At 45.3% G+C, this 18922-nt stretch carries 16 protein-coding genes; 3 read left to right on the forward strand and 13 right to left on the reverse strand.

Annotated elements, in window-relative coordinates; all coding sequences use genetic code 11:
* Window positions 1-163: 163 nt before the first annotated feature.
* From GPK60_RS13175 to GPK60_RS13195, 5 genes are all read right to left on the reverse strand, one after another.
* Entirely contained in the window at window positions 164-2104 is a 1941-nt protein-coding gene (locus tag GPK60_RS13175; protein ID WP_215660609.1) for a leucine-rich repeat protein, read from the reverse strand.
* A gap of 241 nt (window positions 2105-2345) precedes the next feature.
* A complete protein-coding gene (locus tag GPK60_RS13180) occupies window positions 2346-4058 on the reverse strand; it encodes an ABC-ATPase domain-containing protein (protein WP_215660611.1) in 1713 nt (570 codons plus the stop codon).
* Window positions 4059-4144: 86 nt separating this feature from the next.
* Window positions 4145-6898 (reverse strand): TetM/TetW/TetO/TetS family tetracycline resistance ribosomal protection protein, encoded by a 2754-nt coding sequence (locus tag GPK60_RS13185; protein WP_215660613.1) that lies wholly within the window; start codon window positions 6896-6898, stop codon window positions 4145-4147.
* A 76-nt stretch (window positions 6899-6974) separates the two neighbouring features.
* Window positions 6975-7553, reverse strand: a complete 579-nt coding sequence (locus tag GPK60_RS13190) for a phosphatase PAP2 family protein (protein WP_215660616.1) — start codon at window positions 7551-7553, stop codon at window positions 6975-6977.
* A gap of 99 nt (window positions 7554-7652) precedes the next feature.
* The gene (locus GPK60_RS13195; protein ID WP_215660619.1) at window positions 7653-8489 is read right to left on the reverse strand and encodes a GNAT family N-acetyltransferase; all 837 of its coding nucleotides are present in this window, start codon (window positions 8487-8489) and stop codon (window positions 7653-7655) included.
* Window positions 8490-8787: 298 nt separating this feature from the next.
* On the opposite strand from GPK60_RS13195, the gene GPK60_RS13200 reads away from it, so the two are divergent.
* On the forward strand, window positions 8788-9309 hold the full coding sequence (locus tag GPK60_RS13200; RefSeq protein ID WP_147632285.1) for a peptidylprolyl isomerase: 522 nt from the start codon (window positions 8788-8790) through the stop codon (window positions 9307-9309).
* A gap of 18 nt (window positions 9310-9327) precedes the next feature.
* Here GPK60_RS13200 and GPK60_RS13205 read toward each other — a convergent pair whose 3' ends face one another.
* From GPK60_RS13205 to rpmJ, 7 genes are all read right to left on the reverse strand, one after another.
* Entirely contained in the window at window positions 9328-10164 is an 837-nt protein-coding gene (locus GPK60_RS13205; RefSeq protein ID WP_147632284.1) for a deoxyribonuclease IV, read from the reverse strand.
* Between the two features lie 166 nt (window positions 10165-10330).
* The gene (locus tag GPK60_RS13210; RefSeq protein WP_147632283.1) at window positions 10331-10867 is read right to left on the reverse strand and encodes a L17 family ribosomal protein; all 537 of its coding nucleotides are present in this window, start codon (window positions 10865-10867) and stop codon (window positions 10331-10333) included.
* A 137-nt stretch (window positions 10868-11004) separates the two neighbouring features.
* Window positions 11005-11964 (reverse strand): DNA-directed RNA polymerase subunit alpha, encoded by a 960-nt coding sequence (locus GPK60_RS13215; protein WP_022119846.1) that lies wholly within the window; start codon window positions 11962-11964, stop codon window positions 11005-11007.
* 67 nt (window positions 11965-12031) lie between these two features.
* Window positions 12032-12625, reverse strand: coding sequence for a 30S ribosomal protein S4 (gene rpsD, locus GPK60_RS13220; protein ID WP_022119845.1), 594 nt, complete (start codon window positions 12623-12625; stop codon window positions 12032-12034).
* 16 nt (window positions 12626-12641) lie between these two features.
* Window positions 12642-13037, reverse strand: coding sequence for a 30S ribosomal protein S11 (rpsK, locus tag GPK60_RS13225; RefSeq protein WP_022119844.1), 396 nt, complete (start codon window positions 13035-13037; stop codon window positions 12642-12644).
* A gap of 71 nt (window positions 13038-13108) precedes the next feature.
* Window positions 13109-13477, reverse strand: a complete 369-nt coding sequence (rpsM, locus tag GPK60_RS13230; RefSeq protein WP_022119843.1) for a 30S ribosomal protein S13 — start codon at window positions 13475-13477, stop codon at window positions 13109-13111.
* A 364-nt stretch (window positions 13478-13841) separates the two neighbouring features.
* A complete protein-coding gene (gene rpmJ, locus GPK60_RS13235; RefSeq protein ID WP_003497809.1) occupies window positions 13842-13955 on the reverse strand; it encodes a 50S ribosomal protein L36 in 114 nt (37 codons plus the stop codon).
* Window positions 13956-14259: 304 nt separating this feature from the next.
* Here rpmJ and GPK60_RS13240 point away from each other — a divergent pair, with 304 nt between their 5' ends.
* Window positions 14260-15504, forward strand: coding sequence for a helix-turn-helix domain-containing protein (locus GPK60_RS13240; RefSeq protein ID WP_215660622.1), 1245 nt, complete (start codon window positions 14260-14262; stop codon window positions 15502-15504).
* Here the strand turns inward: GPK60_RS13240 and GPK60_RS13245 are convergent.
* Window positions 15483-16985, reverse strand: coding sequence for an ABC transporter substrate-binding protein (locus GPK60_RS13245; RefSeq protein WP_215660624.1), 1503 nt, complete (start codon window positions 16983-16985; stop codon window positions 15483-15485). The genes GPK60_RS13240 and GPK60_RS13245 overlap by 22 nt on opposite strands.
* 213 nt (window positions 16986-17198) lie before the next feature.
* Here GPK60_RS13245 and GPK60_RS13250 point away from each other — a divergent pair, with 213 nt between their 5' ends.
* Window positions 17199-18905: a histidine kinase gene (locus GPK60_RS13250; RefSeq protein ID WP_215660627.1), complete on the forward strand. Its 1707-nt coding sequence runs from the start codon at window positions 17199-17201 to the stop codon at window positions 18903-18905.
* The last annotated feature ends 17 nt before the right edge of the window (window positions 18906-18922 follow it).

Genomic DNA, 18922 nt, shown 5'->3' on the forward strand with positions numbered 1-18922 from the left:
CTGATATTTATTATATCAGAAAAGCGGTTCCAACAATAGCAAAACCCTGCAAAAGCAGGGCTTTGTCTACAGTCTGAAACTTCTGAAATCCATACCGGATCTCAGAAGTTTTTTTATTTTATATGAGTTTTTTGTAAATACCCTTAACGCTTCTCAATCTTTTTTACAAACTCTTAACCTTAAATTTGCTCCCCGCTCCCTTGTTCTTAAATAAATCTTTATAATTCTGAACGGAACCTGCCGGAACCGTAAAGGTTGTCGTTGATTTGATACCGCTAAATGCCTTGCTTCCCACGTTGCTCTTCGTCAGATACCCGGTCTTGAAAATGACCGTCTTCAGCTTGCCGGTTCTGTACAGTGCATATTTTCCCATACTGTTCAGTTTTGTCGAAACCACATTAAACTTCGTTATACCGCTGCATTCGCTGAACGCCCCCCTTTTGATCGTAGTCAGATTTTTCGAAGAAATATAGACTCTGTGCACCTGTGATACTCTGCGGAATGCCCGCACACCGATCATTTCAACAGACGGAAGTGTGATCCGATAATTGGTCGCACCGATCGTTGTCAGGCTTGTGCAGCCTTCAAATGCTTCCTGATAAATATTCTTTACATATTTGAGGGTGCTTACTTTTGTAAGAGATGCACATCCCTTAAATGCATATTTTCCAACTTCTGTCACACTGTACGGAACGGATACATAGGTGATCTTTGTGTTTCCTCTCAGTGCCCCTTCTGCGATCGCCGTTACATTATACGTTATGCCGTTGATCTCCACCTGAGATGGGATGCTCACGGAAGTGATCTCCTCATCCAGCACGCCTGCGTAGGAAACTGCTTTGCTTCTGGTGCTTACAAGATACTTGCCGCCCGTTTTGCTGTCCATCAGAACCGTTCCGGCAGTCGGTGCCACATAGCTGACCGGCAGCATAGTGGTCTGTTTCAGATATGGATAACCGCCGTTTTCTGATGCATTCAAAGCCCAGATGCCGTTGAAATCAAAATCTTTGAAATAGCTCTGTGTCTTGATCTGCACATCATTGAGTGCCGTTGCTGTTCCGGTAATGCAGTTTCCTGTTTCAAATGCATAGACCGGATTCATGCTGTAATAGTAGCTGTTTGAAATGCTGCAGCCGGATGTCTGTGTGCTGCCTGCTGCCATTGTGGACGTGCCGACCATGCCGGATGCCACAGAATAATAAAACTGAATACCGACACATTTGTTGATCACGACCTGACCGTTCCCTGCTGTAATCTTCGCTACGATATTGGCCCCTTTTTCCAATACGCCTGCGTTGTAGCAGTTTGCGATCTCAATGTTTCTTGCCGCTGCCAGATTTGGGATCTCTGCTGCACCGATCAGTCCTCCTGCTGTTACCGCACTGACCTCTCCGATGTTATAGCTCTCTGTCAACTTCACAGATGCCGCCCCTTCCTGGTCATCTGTTGCCTGTACAAGTCCGATCAGGCCGCCGGCATTTGCCGTTCCGGCTACAGTCGCACTGTTAGCGATCCTCGAGATCACAACATCTGTCCCCTTCAAAACACCCGCCAGTGCTCCGGTATTCCCGGTACCTGTAACACTTCCGGTGATCGTGATATTCTGGATCGTAACTGCACTTTTTTTGCCGGTTCCGATGACATTTGCAAGTGCACCGGCATCGCCGCTGCCGCTGATCTGCACACCCGATAAATTCAGGTTACTCACCGTTCCCTCTTCAAGCACCTGGAACAGTGCCTGCTTCAGTCCTTTGATCGTATGGTTATTTCCATCCAGTGTACCGCGAAATACAGAAATACTTGCCTGTTCTGCACTGTTCAGATCCAGATCCGCCATCAGCATATATTTTCCGTCCGGCTTGGAAGATAACAGGCTCAGGTCACTGACCTTGTAAATGCCTTTGTATCCTTCCGGAACATTCGGGTCCTGTGTCTCCGTCTCCGATTCACTCTGACTCTCAGACTGTGTCTCGCTCTGGCTTTCGGACTCTGCCATCAGGCTGATATCGTTCTGTGCCCCTGCTGCAAAACTGAGCTGCCCTGTCGGCATGGCAATGGTAACACCTGCAAGCAGGCAAGCAAGTAAATATTTTCTGCGTTTCATACGTTTTGTACCTCCTTTATCATCGAACCGAACAGAAAACACCCACGCTTTCTCTTCAGCATTTCACATTTTCTCCGCCTGTCATCTCCTGACAAATGCTTTCAAGAATGTCGTGGGCAATCTTTTCATGTACTGCACTTCCAGATCCCCCGACACATACATGGTACATAACAATTTTGATACAAATATGTAAAATTGTAAATATTTGTAATATTTTTGTAACGATTCAAAGATGCCAGGGTCAGAAGCGATTAAAGCACGCATAAATCTCCTGTCTTCGTGGCATTGCCATCCCGGCCGGAATCTCTTTCTGCCCGCTCACACTTCCGATCCCTTCTTTTTCCAGTTTCCGGATCAGGGATTCCATCAGTGCCGTAAGATCTGTTGTTTTGCCGCTGTACTGCTCTTTTGCATATTTGAGAAGATACCCCAGTGTCTGGGTCTGTTCCCGGTCCGCAAGCTGTTCCAGATAGCGAAGATCCAGCTGTTCTTTGCCAAGCATCAGACTTTCTCTTCCCATCACTTTTAATTTTTCGTGTTCTTCTACCATACCGGTTCCGCGGTAATTTTTCCTTCGTACCACAGAGCTTCCAAAGGATATACTTCTTTTTTCAGACGGCAGTGCAAAGCCTTCTGCCTCACAGTCCGGTTTTTTATATTCTTTCAGCAGTTTTCTGGTTTTCTCTGTAATATCCACCGGACAGTAATTGTCCATCTGAATGATCTGATCTGCGATATAAAAATACGAACCACAGCTTCCGACTACCAGGATCGTAGAGATGCCTGCCTTTTCATAGAGATCTCTCGCACGCTCCAGAAACGGCGTGATCGGCTCCTTGTCCTTCTGGATCACACGCTGCATCAGCTCATCACGCACCATAAAATTCGTTGCGGAAGTGTCTTCATCAATCAGCAGAACCTGGCTTTTCGCCTCGATCGCTTCTATAATATTTGCCGCCTGTGAGGTACTGCCGCTGGCATCCAGAGTAGAAAATCTTCTGGTATTTCTTCCATTTGGAAGATGATTGATAAACAGCGAAATATCGACATCCTTGATCTTTCTGCCATCCTCCGCCCGAAGTTTCCAGGCAGTATCATCCGTGATCACAAATTCTCTTCCATCTCCGGCGATGTGATCGTAAACGCCTTTTTCGAGTGCCTCAAGCAGCGTCGATTTTCCATGATAACCGCCGCCGGCGATCAGCGTGATCCCTTTTCTGATCCCCATACCTGTGATCGAACCACGATGTCGAAGCTGTATGGTGATTTCCATGCTCTTTGGGGACTGAAACGGGACGGCATCCTTCATCGGCAGATCAGAATTTCCGCTCTGTCTTGGCAGAATCGAACCATTTGCCACAAATGCGATCAGACCTCTTTTCTTTAATTCTTCCCTTATTACCCTCTGATCCTCTTTTAAACAGATCACCTGCTCAGTCTCTCTTTCCGGAACTTTTCTGTGATACAGAGACATTTCCACGCACTTCGGAAGATACACAAACAGAATCTTTTCCAGTTCGCCGGAATTGATCGTTCGTCCATTTGCCGGAAAACCGACAAAAAAGCGGATGTGGATGCCTTCCTTTGTGATCTCACAGGCAGTTCGCTCCAGAACTTCCTGTCCGCAGTGACTGACCTGGATCACACCGCTCTTACCGGAGCCTTTTACCTGGTAACAGAATTTTGCGGATATTTCCGCAAAACGTCGGAGCAAAGCATCCTGCAATGCAACCTTGCTGCACTTATCCCAATAATATCTTTCCGGAAATTTTGCCTTGCTGTGCGGCACAAAAATCCGCAGCGCGGACGGTGCTGCGAATGGATCACCCTGCACATGCTCGATAAAAAGCTGGTAATCCGGGAACTGATATGCCCCTTTCAGCCCCTTGTACGCCGGATAACTTTTACGGTTGATACTGCGGAGCTCTCTTTGAAGCTCTTCTGCCATTTTCATTTTTTATACCTCTCTGCATAACATTTTATATTATTTTTTATATGATATTTCTTGTTTCTGCCGTTCTTTCTGTCCGGTAAAAAATTTTACTCTGCTTTTCCAGAATCTTCCGGAAAATATTCCCCAAGATAGGTTTTTGTTTTTGGCTTCGCCGCCTCCAAATGTTCTTTCATCTGAGCTGCCGCCATATCGACTTCTTCTTTGAGGCCGGCAGCGGACAGCCTCTTTCCGCCCTGTCCCATGATGATCACCTGTTCCAGTCCGTCGGAAGTTGCTACCGTAACCTGATATTTCCTGCCGATCGCATGGACAGTCTTTTCGATAAACATATCGGCTGTTTCTGCCTCTTTTGTATAGACCACATGGATATTGTGATATTTTGTGATCTCCTCCCGGTGTCCTTTCACACGGTAAGCATCAAATACCAGGATCAGCGTACACTTGCGATACCCCTGATAATTACACAGAATATCTTTCAGGCGGTCTCTCGCACTGTCAATGTTGATCTTTGACAGCTCTTTTAACTCTTCCCAGGCGAAAATAATGTTGTAACCGTCCACCAGAAGGTATTCTTTTTCCGCTTTTTTCGGTTTTGCAGGACGATAGACCGGCTCGGAAGCTGTGACATGTACTCTGCGATATTCCTGCTCGGACGGAAGCCTTCTTTTAACTTCTCCGTACGTGCGGGCAAAAATCTCTTCCAGCTCTTTTTCGCCCCTCCAGTAATCTGCCTGTCGCTTTTTGTATTCTGCGGAACTGATCCAGCTGCCGTCTGCCTGTCCACTTTCGCTTCTCTTTTTATCATCAGATGCCTGTTCCCCGTCTGCTGACTGCGTATCTGCGATCCTGCGTTCTTCCAGATGCATATAGTCTGGAACCTGATCCCACGGAACGACAAATCCGGCTCCGTGTGCACAGAATACCGATCCGGTCGGATTCATCAGATCATGCTCCGAATCATAATCATATGCCGCGATCACTTCTTCTGCATTGTGACATTCGATATAACCGCCAAAACTGCAGACCAGGTTTCCAAATCCTCTTGTGTAGGAAATAACTTCTTTCTGATAACCACGCATTGTGGAAACCGGAGCCCGACCTTTGATGCCTGCCATCTTGTCCTCGATCATCGGCTGCTCAAAGTCTGCCCCCATATTCTGAAGATCCGTCATCGCTCTTCCGACATTCTCCATCGGAATCTCCAGACAGAACTCATAACACGGCTCCAGCAGAATACTTCTGGCACGCTTCAGTCCCTGCCGCACAGCCCGATACGTCGCCTGACGGAAATCACCGCCCTCGGTGTGTTTCTGATGTGCCCTTCCTGCGATCAATGTAATCTTGATATCTGTGATCGCCGAACCGGTCAGCACACCGATATGCTCTTTTTCCTCCAGATGCGTAAGGATCAGCCGCTGCCAGTTCCGGTCCAGCAGATCTTCGCTGCAATCCGTATCAAATTGAACGCCGCTTCCACGCTCCAGAGGCTCCAGAAGCAAATGCACCTCCGCATAGTGACGCAACGGCTCAAAATGTCCGATGCCTTCCACCGGTCCTGCGATCGTCTCTTTATAGACAATGCTGCCCTCTCCAAATGAGACATCCACGCCAAACCGCTCTCTGATCAGGCTCTGCAGAATCTCGATCTGCACATCTCCCATCAGCTTTGCATGAATCTCCGAACTCTGTTCTTCCCATACAATGTGCAGCTGCGGCTCTTCCTCCTCCAGCTGACGCAGTTTGCGAAGCATCTGATGGGCATCACATTCCGGCGGCAGTTCGATCTTATAGGAAAGCACCGGCTCCAGCAGCGGAATCGTGCTTTCTTCTTCTAGGCCCAGGCCTTCCCCTGCAAACGTATGATCCAGTCCGGTGACCGCACAGACCATCCCTGCCTTTGCCTCCTTTACCATCTCATAACGTGCCCCGGAATAAATGCGGATCTGATCAACCTTTTCTTCCCAGACTGCCGTCTCCTCTGCATTGCGATTTTCACCTCTGAGCAGCATCTTGACCTTCAGCACGCCGCCGGTCACTTTGAGGTAGGTCAGCCGGTTTCCCTGTGCATCTCTTGCAATTTTAAAAACTCTGGCTGCAAACTTATCCCCGTATTTTCTTTCTGCCGTATAAGTTTCCACACCTTTCAGAAATTTGTCCACACCTTCCTCTTTCAATGCAGAACCAAAATAGCACGGAAATACTTTCCGCTGTGCGACCATTTTTACAATATCTGCTTCTTCTACTTCTCCCGATTCCAGATAATGCTCCAGCACCTCTTCCTCACACAAAGCCAGGTTCTCCAGAAATGCCGCATCCCATTCTCCGCCAAAATCAAGGCAGGAAGTACTCAGCTCTTTCTGAAGACTGGCAAGGAGACGCTCCTGCTCTTCCTGCTTTTCCTCATCATTTCCTTTGAACTGATCCATTTTGTTGATAAACAAAAACACCGGGATCTGATAACGCTCCAGGAGTCTCCAGAGCGTCCTAGTATGTCCCTGCACACCGTCCGCCCCGTTGATGACAAGCACCGCATAATCAAGCACCTGAAGCGTCCGCTCCATCTCCGCCGAAAAATCAATATGCCCCGGTGTATCCAGAAGCGTCACCTGCATATTTCCGATCCGGAACACCGCCTGCTTGGAAAAGATTGTGATGCCCCGTTCCTTTTCCAGTTCATAATTATCGAGAAATGCATTCTTTTTATCGACTCTGCCCATATTTTTAACAATACCGCCCTTGTGCAGCATGGATTCGGAAAGCGTTGTCTTTCCGGCATCCACATGTGCCAGGATCCCAAGTGCGATCTGTTTTTCTGCTTTATATTCTGAGGTATCTCCCATTGAAAATGCCCCTTTCTGTAGTGTAATAATGTGACTATTATCATACCACAGAACGGGGCTTTCGTAAAATGCTGTATTATTTTTCCTTTTTATACCGTTCCAGTGCTTTCACCACCCGGTATCCGCCATATCCTGCTGCAATCCCAACCAGCACACCGCCGAGCACATCGGTCGGATAGTGTACATACAGATACATTCTGGAAAATGCGATCAGACATGCAAGAACCAATGCCGCTTTCCATGCCCTTTTCTCACCGGCAAAAGAAAGTGCCACCACTGCAGTAAAGGAAGCTGCCGTATGTCCGGACGGAAACGAATAATCCAGCGGTCTTTTTACCAGAAGTTCGATGGATGTTCTGATGTCATACGGCCGTACTCTGTGAAACAGATTTTTTAAAATACCGTTGCACAGAATCAGGTCAAGAATCAGTGCTGCAAGCAAAATACATCCGCTTCGTCTGCCGGATTCCCCGAAAAGTCTGCACGCTGTTCCGTCTTTTGTTCTTCTGATCTTTGGATTAATCAGCAGGGCAATGGTCAGTAAAATCCAGATAATCCCGGCATTTCCAAGTGATGTGATCAGACACATCACGCCATCCAGAACTGGCGTATGTATCTTTTGCAGTGCATCTAAAATCTGAAATTCGATTTGCATTTTTCCACCTCTTTTGTTTTTAAGCTCATTCATCTGCGAGAGCTATTTCATATTAATCGCTCTTTCTAAACAATCCGGAGAAATTTTTCTAAACGTTTTCTAAATTCTGCCCTTTTGCAGATTTTTTTGCCAGACCAGAACTCCGTCCTCTCCTGGCAGTTCCAGTTTTTCGTATCCAATTGCTTTAATAAATGCAATAGATGATTCATTTTGCGGGTGAATAAAAGCATGGAGTGAATCCGCCTGCAAAACTTCCGCTGCAAACCGTTCCGTCATCGAAACGGCTTCTCTTGCAAATCCCTGTCGCCGCCAGTCTTTCCCGATCAGATAGCCAAGTTCCAGTACGCTCTGTCCCTGATATTCTCCGTTTTCAATGCCGACTCTTCCGATAATTGCACCGCTTTTTCGCTCGAGCACTGTCCAGATCCCGTAATTATAAAAACGGTACATGCTGCGGATATAATGACGAAAATTTTCTCTTCCTTCCTCACCTTCAAACTCCGGATTCGGCAGATAATCCAGCATCCCTTCTTCCTGGTAGAGCTTCCGGAAAGCCGTAAGATCCCCCTCCACGCTCTCGCGGATGCAGATCCGATCCGTCTTTGCAATGATCCACGGCAATCCGTGATGTCGCATATAAATAAGCTGCAGATACTCTACATTCAGCTCTTCAAATCCCTGCACGACCATGTCCACACCGGACACACTGCGGTTCGTTCCCGGTGTCTCATAGAAAATAACTGCGATGTTGTGTTCCTTCGCATAATCAACATCCGAAAACTGATCCGTAATCGCCAGAATACCGTCTTTTTCTTCTTTTACCTCGGAAAGTTCTTTTTCTTCGATTCTTATATTATAAGATAAAATTTCTTCTTTTAACTTTGAAATGTCTTTTTCACATGTTTTCGCCTGTAAATGAAATACGACTGTTTTCATAGATAGCGTCCCCTCTGAAAATCTCCTTGTCTCCTGCAAATTTGCATGATATACTTTCTAGGATATATCTGTTGAAGGTATATCCTACAAAATGCCCACGAATTGCTCCGTTACAATGTAACTCCCACAATTCTATAAAACATTCGGAATTCGCAGATTTACGTTGTAAATCGCTGCTTCCTCATGTTTTAGCGGGTTACAAGCTCAAATGTCTTATCTTGCAAGCAAGAACGACATTTTGATCTTTTACCCTAGCATTTTATCATTATACCGCATTTTAGAAAGGAAGTATACAATTATGGCTCAAAATCCAGTTATTACAATTACCATGGACAACGGCGATGTGATCAAAGCTGAGCTTTATCCGGAAATCGCACCAGTTTCTGTAAACAACTTCATCAGCCTGGTGAAAAAAGGCTTTTATGACGGTCTGACTTTCCACAGAGTCATCGAAGGTTTCATGATCCAGGGCGGCTGCCCTCTGGGAAATGGTACCGGCGGTCCTGGCTACACCATCCGCGGCGAATTTTCCCAAAATGGCTTCCATAATCCGCTGAAACATGAAGCAGGTGTTCTGTCCATGGCCCGTGCTATGCATCCGGATTCTGCCGGCTCTCAGTTCTTCATCATGCACAAAGCAGCACCACACCTCGACGGTGCATATGCTGCCTTTGGTAAAGTGACCGATGGTCTTGATGTTGTAAATAAAATTGCTGAGACAGATACCGACTGGAACGATGCTCCGCTCGATCCTCAGGTAATCCGCACAATCACCGTTGATACATTCGGCGTTGATTATCCGGAACCGGAAAAATGTTAATCTGACACTGCCGGATATTTACTGATCCTGGGATGCTCTTCGGAGCATCTCAATTTCTTTTGCCCAGCCTTCCTCATCGTTCGGTGTTTCCAGGATAAACGGCAGCCCTTGAAGGTGTGGATGTCGCACGATCCGCTCAAATGCCGGAAGTCCGATCTTACCTTCTCCGATCCTTGCATGGCGGTCTTTGTGGCTGCCTCTCTCATTTAAGCTGTCATTGATATGGATCGCTTTCAATCTCTTCAGACCGATCACCCGGTCAAATTCTTCTAATACTCCATCGAGATCATTTACGATATCATAACCGGCATCCCATACATGGCAGGTATCCAGACACACGCCCAGTTTGTCGGAAAGTTGAACCTTTTCCATGATACTTTGCAGCTCTTCAAACGTCCTTCCGACTTCTGTTCCTTTTCCCGCCATTGTCTCCAGAAGTACGGTAGTCGTCTGTTCTTTTTTCAGATTTTCGTTGAGCATTTCCGAAATCAGGCGGATTCCTTCCTCGGTTCCCTGACCGACATGGCTTCCCGGATGAAAATTATAATAATTTCCCGGAATGTATTCCATACGCCTCAGGTCATCTGCAAAGGCTTCTCTGGCAAAGGTACGTACTTCTTCTCTGGCTGCACAGGCATTTAAAGTATAAGGTGCATGTGCCACCAGTTTCCCAAACCCACCCTCTTCTGCAATTTTCAAAAATTTATCCACATCTTCCTGCCTGATCTCCTTCGCACTTCCGCCTCTCGGATTGCGTGTGAAAAAGGCAAACGTATCCGCCCCAAGCTTCAAGGCCTGTCTTCCCATGGCCGCATAGCCTTTGGATGATGAAATATGGCTTCCTATATAAATCATGATTTTCTGTCTCCTTTCCGATAAATACGATTCGTTTCCATTTTATGTTCTAAATGATGTTAAGGGCAAAATGCCTGGCAGCTTTATATCCTGATAGCACAAAAGCCGCCTCGAATCCTGTGAATTCGAAACGGCTCTGTTATCGTTTTATAAATTGATGTCCGGATTATACCAGCTCAAGCAGAACTTTCATAGCGTTATCGCCTTTACGAAGACCAATCTTAACGATTCTTGTGTAACCACCGTTACGTCCTTCGTATTTCGGAGCGATCTCTGTAAACAGTTTGTCTACCATGTCTACCTGTTTTGTGTTTTTCTTCTTTCCTGCTGCTTCTGTAGGAACTTCTGTTACCGGGTACAGAACTTTCAGCATCTGACGACGAGCGTGCAGTCTGGAAGAATTGTCTTTTTTGATTTCTTTCTGTACTTCATCGTATACAGTTACTTTCTTGCCGTCTACGACTTCTTTTACTCTCTTACCGTCTTTGTCTTTACGTGCTACTTTAGCAGTAACGGTAACTGTTTCAAAGTTGTCTTTTTCTTTAACAGCCAGAGCGATCAGACCTTCTGCAACTTTGCGGATTTCTTTAGCTTTCTGTTCTGTAGTAACGATTTTTCCATGATACAGCAGAGATGTAACCTGTCCTCTGATCAGGGCTTTTCTCTGGTCTGCTGTTCTGCTAAGTTTTCTATAACCTGCCATTTTATTTTCCTCCATTTGTGGAACATCTGCCAATGCTCTTCGGGCTTACTTGACAGATGCTGTCTTGTCCATAATGTCCAGTGCCGGGATTGCCAAGGCTGCTATCCGCCTGCACTGTATATAACTCGGGTTGAATTTTATTCTTCGCTCGGGTTGAGCTGTAATCCCAGCTCTTTCAGCTTGCCAAGTACTTCTTCAAGTGATTTACGTCCGAGGTTACGAACTTTCATCATATCTTCCGGAGTCTTGCTGCAAAGCTCTTCTACTGTATTGATACCTGCTCTCTTCAGGCAGTTGTAAGAACGTACGGAAAGTTCCAGTTCGTCGATGTTCATCTCCAGAACCTTTTCTTTCTCATTGCTTTCTTTTTCAATCATGATCTCTGCTGATTTCGCATTCTCAGACAGATCGATGAACAGATTCAGATGAGCACTCAGAACCTTTGCTGCAAGGCTGACTACCTCATCCGGAGCCAGTGTTCCGTTTGTCCAGATATCCATGGTCAGTTTATCGTAATCGGTTACCTGACCTACACGGGTATTCTCGACTTTATAGTTTACACGGTCAACCGGTGTGTAGATAGAATCTACTGCGATCACACCGATCGGCATATCATCTGTTTTACCTTTATCCGCACTGATATAGCCTCTGCCCTTGGTGATGGTCAGTTCCATATACAGTTTGCAGTTTGTACCGCCGTTCAGGGTTGCGATAACCTGATCCGGATTCATGATTACGATATCGGAGTCTGCCTTGATATCAGCAGCGGTGACAACGCCTTCGCCTTCATACTCGATGTATGCAACTTTCGGCTCATCTGTTTCGCTGTTGTTCTGAATAGCAAGGGACTTGATATTCATGATGATCTCTGTAACGTCTTCTTTTACTCCCGGAATTGAGCTGAATTCATGGAGTACACCTTCGATCTTTACCTGGCTTACTGCTGCTCCAGGTAAAGATGAGAGCATGATTCTTCTAAGTGAATTGCCGAGTGTTGTACCATAACCTCTCTCCAGAGGCTCAACAACAAATCTTCCGTATTTCTTATCTTCTGAAATCTCAGCTATTTCAATTTTAGGTTTATTAAAATCGAACATATAGTCCCTCCTTGTTGGGTTATTTGGTGTATGAGGGGTTCTACGCACCGTAGTACGGTGCTATTTATTACTTAGAATACAGCTCGACGATAAGCATCTCGTTTACAGGAACATCAATCACTTCTCTTGCTGGAAGCTCTTTTACCGTACCTTTGAGTGCTTCCATATCGCAATCCAGCCATTCCGGTACCAGTCTGCCGCCTGTTACTTCTACGATATCTTTATATCTCTGCATAGATTTGCATTTTTCTTTGATTTCGATAACGTCGCCAGCTTTTACCAGATAAGATGGAATGTTTACCTGCTTACCGTTTACTGTTACGTGTTTATGATCTACGATCTGTCTTGCTTCTCTTCTTGTTCTTGCAAAACCAAGACGGAATACTACGCTGTCCAGTCTGGATTCCAGCATAACCATCAGGTTTTCACCTGTCATACCCGGCATTTTTTCAGCTTTTTTGTAGTAGTTACGGAAAGGTTTTTCCAGAACACCATAGATGAATTTTGCTTTCTGTTTTTCGCGAAGCTGCAGACCGTACTCACTCATTTTACGGTTTGCTCTCTTCAGCTCTCTATTGGATTTTTTATCATATCCTAAGTAAATCGGATCCATACCCAGGGATCTGCATCTTTTAAGAACAGGAACTCTATTTACTGCCATTTCGCTAACCTCCTAATTAGACTCTTCTACGTTTCGGTGGACGACAACCATTGTGTGGAACAGGTGTTACGTCGCGGATGCTTGTTACTTCCAGACCACATGCCTGAAGAGCACGGATTGCTGCTTCACGACCTGAACCCGGTCCTTTTACAAATACATCTACCGTCTTGAGTCCATGAATCAGAGCTGCTTTTGTTGCAGTCTCTGCAGCCATCTGTGCTGCATACGGAGTAGATTTCCTTGAACCTCTAAATCCCAGACCACCGGCACTTGCCCATGATAAAGCATTTCCTTCTGCATCTGTCAGAGTTACGATTGTATTATTGAAAGATGACTGAATATGTGCCTGTCCGCGTTCAACGTTTTTCTTAACGCGCTTTTTTGTCACTTTTTTGGTAACTTTTTTAGCCATTTTAAACTAACCTACTTTCTTTTCGCTTTCTATAGTTAACTTGATCTGCTTTGCAATTTCCTGCTCAGGTCTTATTTCTTCTTGTTTGCAACAGTTCTCTTAGGACCTTTTCTTGTTCTTGCGTTTGTCTTAGTCTTCTGACCACGAACCGGAAGACCTTTTCTGTGACGGATTCCTCTGTAGCATCCGATCTCCTGAAGTCTCTTGATGTTCAGAGCGATCTCTCTTCTCAGATCACCTTCTACTGTATAATGCTCGTCCATTACGTCACGGATTCTGCTTACTTCTTCGTCAGTCAGATCTCTTACGCGAGTATCCGGATTAACCTTTGCATCTGCAAGGATTTTGTTAGCGCTTACTCTACCGATACCGTAGATGTAAGTCAGACCAATTTCGATACGTTTTTCTCTTGGTAAGTCTACACCAGCAATACGTGCCATGTAATTATTCCTCCATTTTCTTTGAGAATGTTATGTACAGCCCGCCATCCGGGTATGATAACGTCTGAAATGATGTGTACATTTTCATTCTTCCTTATATTGTCCCTAATTGAGGCTTACGGCAAAACCGTCCGCCCAGCCGCACAAAAACCGTACAGCCTTTCCGTATTTGCGACGGTACTCACAAATCCGGTATTACAAGCAATATATCATGGTCTGCGACAGTCAGCCGATATCTTCTGACACACGGGACTGTCGTCCCTTTCTCACCCATATATATTGTTATCAGCATAAACAACGCCGCCTGGCGGTTCATACTGCAGCCGCACTTAATTCAAATAAACAGTTCTCAGTTTGTTATAAATTAACCCTGACGCTGTTTATGTTTCGGGTTCTCACAGATGACTCTGATGCTTCCCTTTCTCTTGATGATTTTGCATTTTTCGCAAATCGGTTTTACAGATGATCTAACCTTCATGGTTCTGCCTCCTTTCACCAATGTTACCCCTAAAATCAGGTGCAAATGGACATAAAAATTGCGTAATTCCGCAAAGTCCGAATATCAGTATAGCACCTGTCTTTTTAAATTGCAAGCCTATTTTTCTTTCTATATAATGCAAAATATATTTTTGTGGAATATGTACAGAATATATGCTATTATATGTGCATAATTATCGGTATTGTAAAGATACCAGTGTCAAAAGGCTGAAACTGCGATGTGTCTGCACAGAAGCGGTTTCATGGCTTACTTTAATATCTTGTGAACGAAAGAAGGGATCTTTTTGAATCTGCTGATCGTAGACGATGAAAAATTTTCAGTAGAAGCTCTCCAGAATACAGTTCCCTGGGCAGAACTTGGGATCCATCATGTCTTTTCCTGTTATAATATCCAGGATGCAAAAGAACTGCTGGAAAACGAAACCATAAACATTATGGTCTGTGATATCGAAATGCCTTCCGGAAGCGGCCTGGATCTGCTCGCCTGGGTGGAAAAAGAAGGTATGCCACTGGTATCGATCCTGCTGACCTGCCATCCGGACTTTTCCTATGCAGTCACTGCCCTGGAGCATGGGGCACTTGCCTATCTTTTAAAACCGTTCAAGCCAGAAGAACTGCACAGCACCATACGCCAGGCGATCGCCAAAGTCCGGGAACTTCAGCATATTGCCAGACTCCAGAAAAGAGAAGCTCTCTCCAATGCCAGCCGGACGCTTGTGCAGGAACAGTTCTGGTTTCAGCTGATCACCGGAATGTTCCTGGACTGCGACCGTTCTTACGTTGCATGGGAATGCTCCTGGAAAAACATTGATTTTCCGGACGATACCCTGTTTTATCCTGTCCTGTTTCTGGTTACGAAAAATCAGGCAGACGGCATGAATCGAAGCCTTGTAAATTTCACTGTCAAAAATGTTTTAAACGAAGTCCTTCTGTCTTCGGGAAACTGTCCGCCGCCGGTCACACTGTTTTCTTATTATGTGGTGCTGATTCCTGCTCCTGTTCTTCTTCCCGAAAAAGAAATGAAAGAAAAATATGACCATATCATCGATTTTCTGCACCGGAACTATCATCTGCTTCTGCAATATTTCTGCGGAAAAACCGTGTCATGGAATGAGCTTTATGAGCAGGTTTCTTCTCTTCGCAGGCAAGCCGACACTTTGCTTGCCTCCCTGGAAAATGCGTGCGACAGTCAGAAGGAAAATGTATCTGTCATCGAGCAGAGCATCCGTCTGATACAGGAGAATCTGGACATTTCCCGTGAAGAACTCGCCTCCCGTTTCTTCCTGAATCCGGATTACTTTGCCAAACTGTTCAAAAAAGAAACCGGAAAGGCACTTAGCGATTACATTGCCGACCTGAAACTGGAAGAAGCAAAATATATGCTCTCGCAGACGGCGGACGGCATCAGCAACATTGCTTCGCTTCTCGGATACAGCAACTTTTCTTATTTTTCAAAAATGTTCCGTAAAAAGACCGGCATGACCCCAAGTGAATACCGCAAAGCTTATTACGGAACGATTCCTTCCTGAGCAGCTTTCCATTCGTCCACCTGCTGCTGAACTTCTTTTACCAGCTGTTCTGATCCTGCCTGCCGCAGCTCTTTTCGAAACTGCGGCAGTACCTGATCCACATCGCAGACTCCGCAGTTCAGTTTGTCTTTATATTTATTGATCACATTCTGTATTTTCACAAGATCCACCGAAACTTTACTTGCATCAAACCAGAATCCATATGCCGGTGAGACGATGGCATCCTGTTTCATCTCTTCCATCTCTTCTTTGACATTCTCATCGACCCCGACCCACAGTTTTGCGTTCAGCCGGTTAAACATCCATTTATAGTACAACTGGTAGGAATCGTCATTTTCTTCTGTTTCCGGAGGGTTTTCCAAATGTCCGTCTCCACGCTCCACATAGTCTGCTCCTTCCAGGCCATACAGAATGGTCGTCAGAATATCCTGATCTTCATAAATGGCATTTAATGCCTGCACTGCCTCTTTCGGATAAGTACAGTTTCTGGCAATACACCACACATACACCCAGTCACATTCTGTATCGATCAATGGTTTCTGATCAAATACAGCATACGCCACTTTATCTCCACTCATATTTTCCAGATATTCCCTTTCATCCGGACGTACCACTGTTTCTGTTGAAAATGCCATCCCCTCCTTCAGGAGAGCCTGCCCATATTCTCCGGATGTCAGAATATCCTTTTGAAGGTAACCTTTCTGATACCATCTTTGGATCATCCGCACACGTTCTTCATATTTCTCTGTCTCATACATATTTTTGACCTGCAGCGTATCATCCTCATAATCTACCATACAGAGCATATCATCCAGCAGGTCACCGATCGGATTCCTTGCGATCGCGATCGGTCCTGTCTTTACTTTTGCCCAGGGAATGATATCCGGCTCATTTTTTCTGATCGTCTCAAGCAGAGGTTCCATATCTTCGATCTTCTTTACCTTGCTTAAATCCATCTGATATTTTCGAACGTATTCATTATTAAAAAGCACTCCGACATAATTTGTGTCACTGTATGTTTTCGGGATTCCATAGATATGTCCTGACAGGCTTTTTTCAATCTCTGCTTTATCCTCCAGTACTCGTTTCAGTTCTGATCCGTATTTGTCAAGATACGGTGCCATATCAAGCAGCATCCCTTTCTCGGCATACTTTTTGAATTCTGCATAATAAAAGCCTTTGATATCCACGCCTTCTGCTGCATCTGTATAAAATGCAAAATCTTTCCCTGCACTCGTGTCATCTCTTAGCAGTTCGATCCGAAATCCATATTTCTGCCGTGACAGATCCCCCAGCTTTTCGTTGACTCTCTGAAGTGCAGAATCGCTCGCCGCTATTCCGGCTACTCCGACCTTGATCACCGTCTCTTCCTTCTGCTTTTTTATCTGCCCGGCTGTTTTGCTGCATCCGCATATGCTCAGCAGCATCAAGAGCATTAGTGCCGTGATTCTTTTTATGCCTCGGATTTTTTTTCTTCTCATTGCATCACCTTCCACCTTTTAGTATCTTCTCTTCACTTAACAATGGATTTTTTCTCCTGATATGGTATCATAAATTCAGGAATCCCGCCGGCATCCTTACCATTGCAGAAAATGTTTCCATCTTTGCTCAACGGTTACTCGCCCCGGGTAATCTTAACCCCTTACTATAATAGCACAATTTAAACTTTCTTTTCACAGTCAAGGAGTACTTTTATGAAAAACCTGATCCGGAAAATAAAAAATCTCTCACGCATCCAGATGCACTTTGTCTGGTTCTATCTGGCTGCTTTTCTTCTCTCTGCCCTGGTTCTGCTTTCCTGCAATTTCTGGTATAAGAACCGCATGACCGAGTATGCCGTCCGTTCAAGTCAGAATACCTTACAGCTGCATATAAATGCACTGGATACGCAGCTGGAAAACACTTCCAGTTTTCTCTCAAATTTTCTTCTGATGGACACCGACCATGTAACGCTTGCCACCACAGACAATGCGGACGAATGTCTCAACGCCCAGCTTTCCATTCAGAACACCTTTGCCCAGCAGCTCTCTCTTTACGACAATATCAGCGGACTTTTGTTTTATGCCCCATGGTCGGATGTCTTTCTCATGAAAAGCAACCTGACTGAACCGCTCTCTGACCGGATCGCAATCCGGGATTATATAAAAGACTACTATCTCCGGACTCGCTCTGCGGAAGATGCACCTTCCATCCTTCGCTGGTTTCCGGTTTCTTTAAACGGACATACCTTTCTGATCTCCATTGCTTCTTATGAGCATACTTATGTTGCTTCCTGGTACCGCATTGAGACGATTCTCTCCCCACTGACTTCCCTGAAAGACTCGGAGCATATTTCCTATTATCTTTCTGATACGAAAGAAGACTCTGTTCTCTACTCGGTTGATTCCAAAGTACTTTCTTCGGAAAAAGTGAAGCACAGCCTGAAATCTTCGACTGCAATCTCCGTGACATCATCTGAGAACAATTATGCCCTGTGGAGCTATATTCCACGTTCTTCCCTCACCGCAGGTTTCGGGAACTTTTTTATCGTTCTTCTGATTCTTGGTTCGGTGTTTGTATTCCTGATCCTTTTTCAGGCACTGCTCCTTCAAAGGCAGGTTTTAAAACCGGTTTCCGTCATTACCTGCGGAATGCAAAGCCTCCGTCAGGGAAATTTCGGGGTGACTCTTCCTGTTCCAGAAATCAGAAATGAATTCTCCGATATGACGGTCACGTTTAACTTTATGAGCAGCGAAATCCAAAATCTCAAAATGAAACTCTACGAAGAAAAACTGGACAAAGCAAGGATGGAACTTGATTATCTGACGCTTCAGATCAAACCACACTTTTACCTGAACTGTCTGAATGTTATCTACAGCCTGAACCTGAGCGGCCGCACAGAGCTTGTCTCCCAGATGACCTCTTATCTGATGATCTATTTCCGCTACCTGTTCAAATCCTCTTCTTCCCTGGTCCCGCTGCAAGAAGAAATGGAACACATCCGTACGTATCTGCATATTCAGGAACTTCGTTCTTCTTCAGATTTTACGACCGACTTCTCCATTGATGAAGATGCCGCCATGCATCTGATCCCAGTGCTGTCAGTTCACACGTTTGTCGAAAACATCTTCAAACATGCTGCCTCCTCATGTGATGATCTGGAAATCTCTCTGGAAGCCCATATGGTTTCTGAGAACGGAACGAACTTTCTGCACATTCAGATTCACGACAATGGCGATGGTTTTGAGGAAGAACAGTTAAAGCAGCTCAACGATATGCACAATCCTGCTCCAAAAGACGGAAAACACATCGGAATCCACAACATAAAGCACCGCCTTCTCTCGATCTATGGGGAAAATGCAAGACTGCTGTTTTCCAACCACGAGGAGGGCGGTGCCAGGATTGATTTCTGGATTCCTTAATTCAGAAATTTTGACTG

Source organism: Ruminococcus sp. MCC718, from assembly GCF_018783905.1.
Classification (GTDB): domain Bacteria; phylum Bacillota; class Clostridia; order Lachnospirales; family Lachnospiraceae; genus Hominisplanchenecus; species Hominisplanchenecus faecis.

Coding starts and splice junctions, on each gene's coding strand:
- GPK60_RS13175 (WP_215660609.1), bottom strand. CDS start 2,104: ATGAAACGCAGAAAATATTTACTTGCTTGCCTGCTTGCAGGTGTTACC.
- GPK60_RS13180 (WP_215660611.1), bottom strand. CDS start 4,058: ATGAAAATGGCAGAAGAGCTTCAAAGAGAGCTCCGCAGTATCAACCGT.
- GPK60_RS13185 (WP_215660613.1), bottom strand. CDS start 6,898: ATGGGAGATACCTCAGAATATAAAGCAGAAAAACAGATCGCACTTGGG.
- GPK60_RS13190 (WP_215660616.1), bottom strand. CDS start 7,553: ATGCAAATCGAATTTCAGATTTTAGATGCACTGCAAAAGATACATACG.
- GPK60_RS13195 (WP_215660619.1), bottom strand. CDS start 8,489: ATGAAAACAGTCGTATTTCATTTACAGGCGAAAACATGTGAAAAAGAC.
- GPK60_RS13200 (WP_147632285.1), top strand. CDS start 8,788: ATGGCTCAAAATCCAGTTATTACAATTACCATGGACAACGGCGATGTG.
- GPK60_RS13205 (WP_147632284.1), bottom strand. CDS start 10,164: ATGATTTATATAGGAAGCCATATTTCATCATCCAAAGGCTATGCGGCC.
- GPK60_RS13210 (WP_147632283.1), bottom strand. CDS start 10,867: ATGGCAGGTTATAGAAAACTTAGCAGAACAGCAGACCAGAGAAAAGCC.
- GPK60_RS13215 (WP_022119846.1), bottom strand. CDS start 11,964: ATGTTCGATTTTAATAAACCTAAAATTGAAATAGCTGAGATTTCAGAA.
- rpsD (WP_022119845.1), bottom strand. CDS start 12,625: ATGGCAGTAAATAGAGTTCCTGTTCTTAAAAGATGCAGATCCCTGGGT.
- rpsK (WP_022119844.1), bottom strand. CDS start 13,037: ATGGCTAAAAAAGTTACCAAAAAAGTGACAAAAAAGCGCGTTAAGAAA.
- rpsM (WP_022119843.1), bottom strand. CDS start 13,477: ATGGCACGTATTGCTGGTGTAGACTTACCAAGAGAAAAACGTATCGAA.
- rpmJ (WP_003497809.1), bottom strand. CDS start 13,955: ATGAAGGTTAGATCATCTGTAAAACCGATTTGCGAAAAATGCAAAATC.
- GPK60_RS13245 (WP_215660624.1), bottom strand. CDS start 16,985: ATGAGAAGAAAAAAAATCCGAGGCATAAAAAGAATCACGGCACTAATG.
- GPK60_RS13250 (WP_215660627.1), top strand. CDS start 17,199: ATGAAAAACCTGATCCGGAAAATAAAAAATCTCTCACGCATCCAGATG.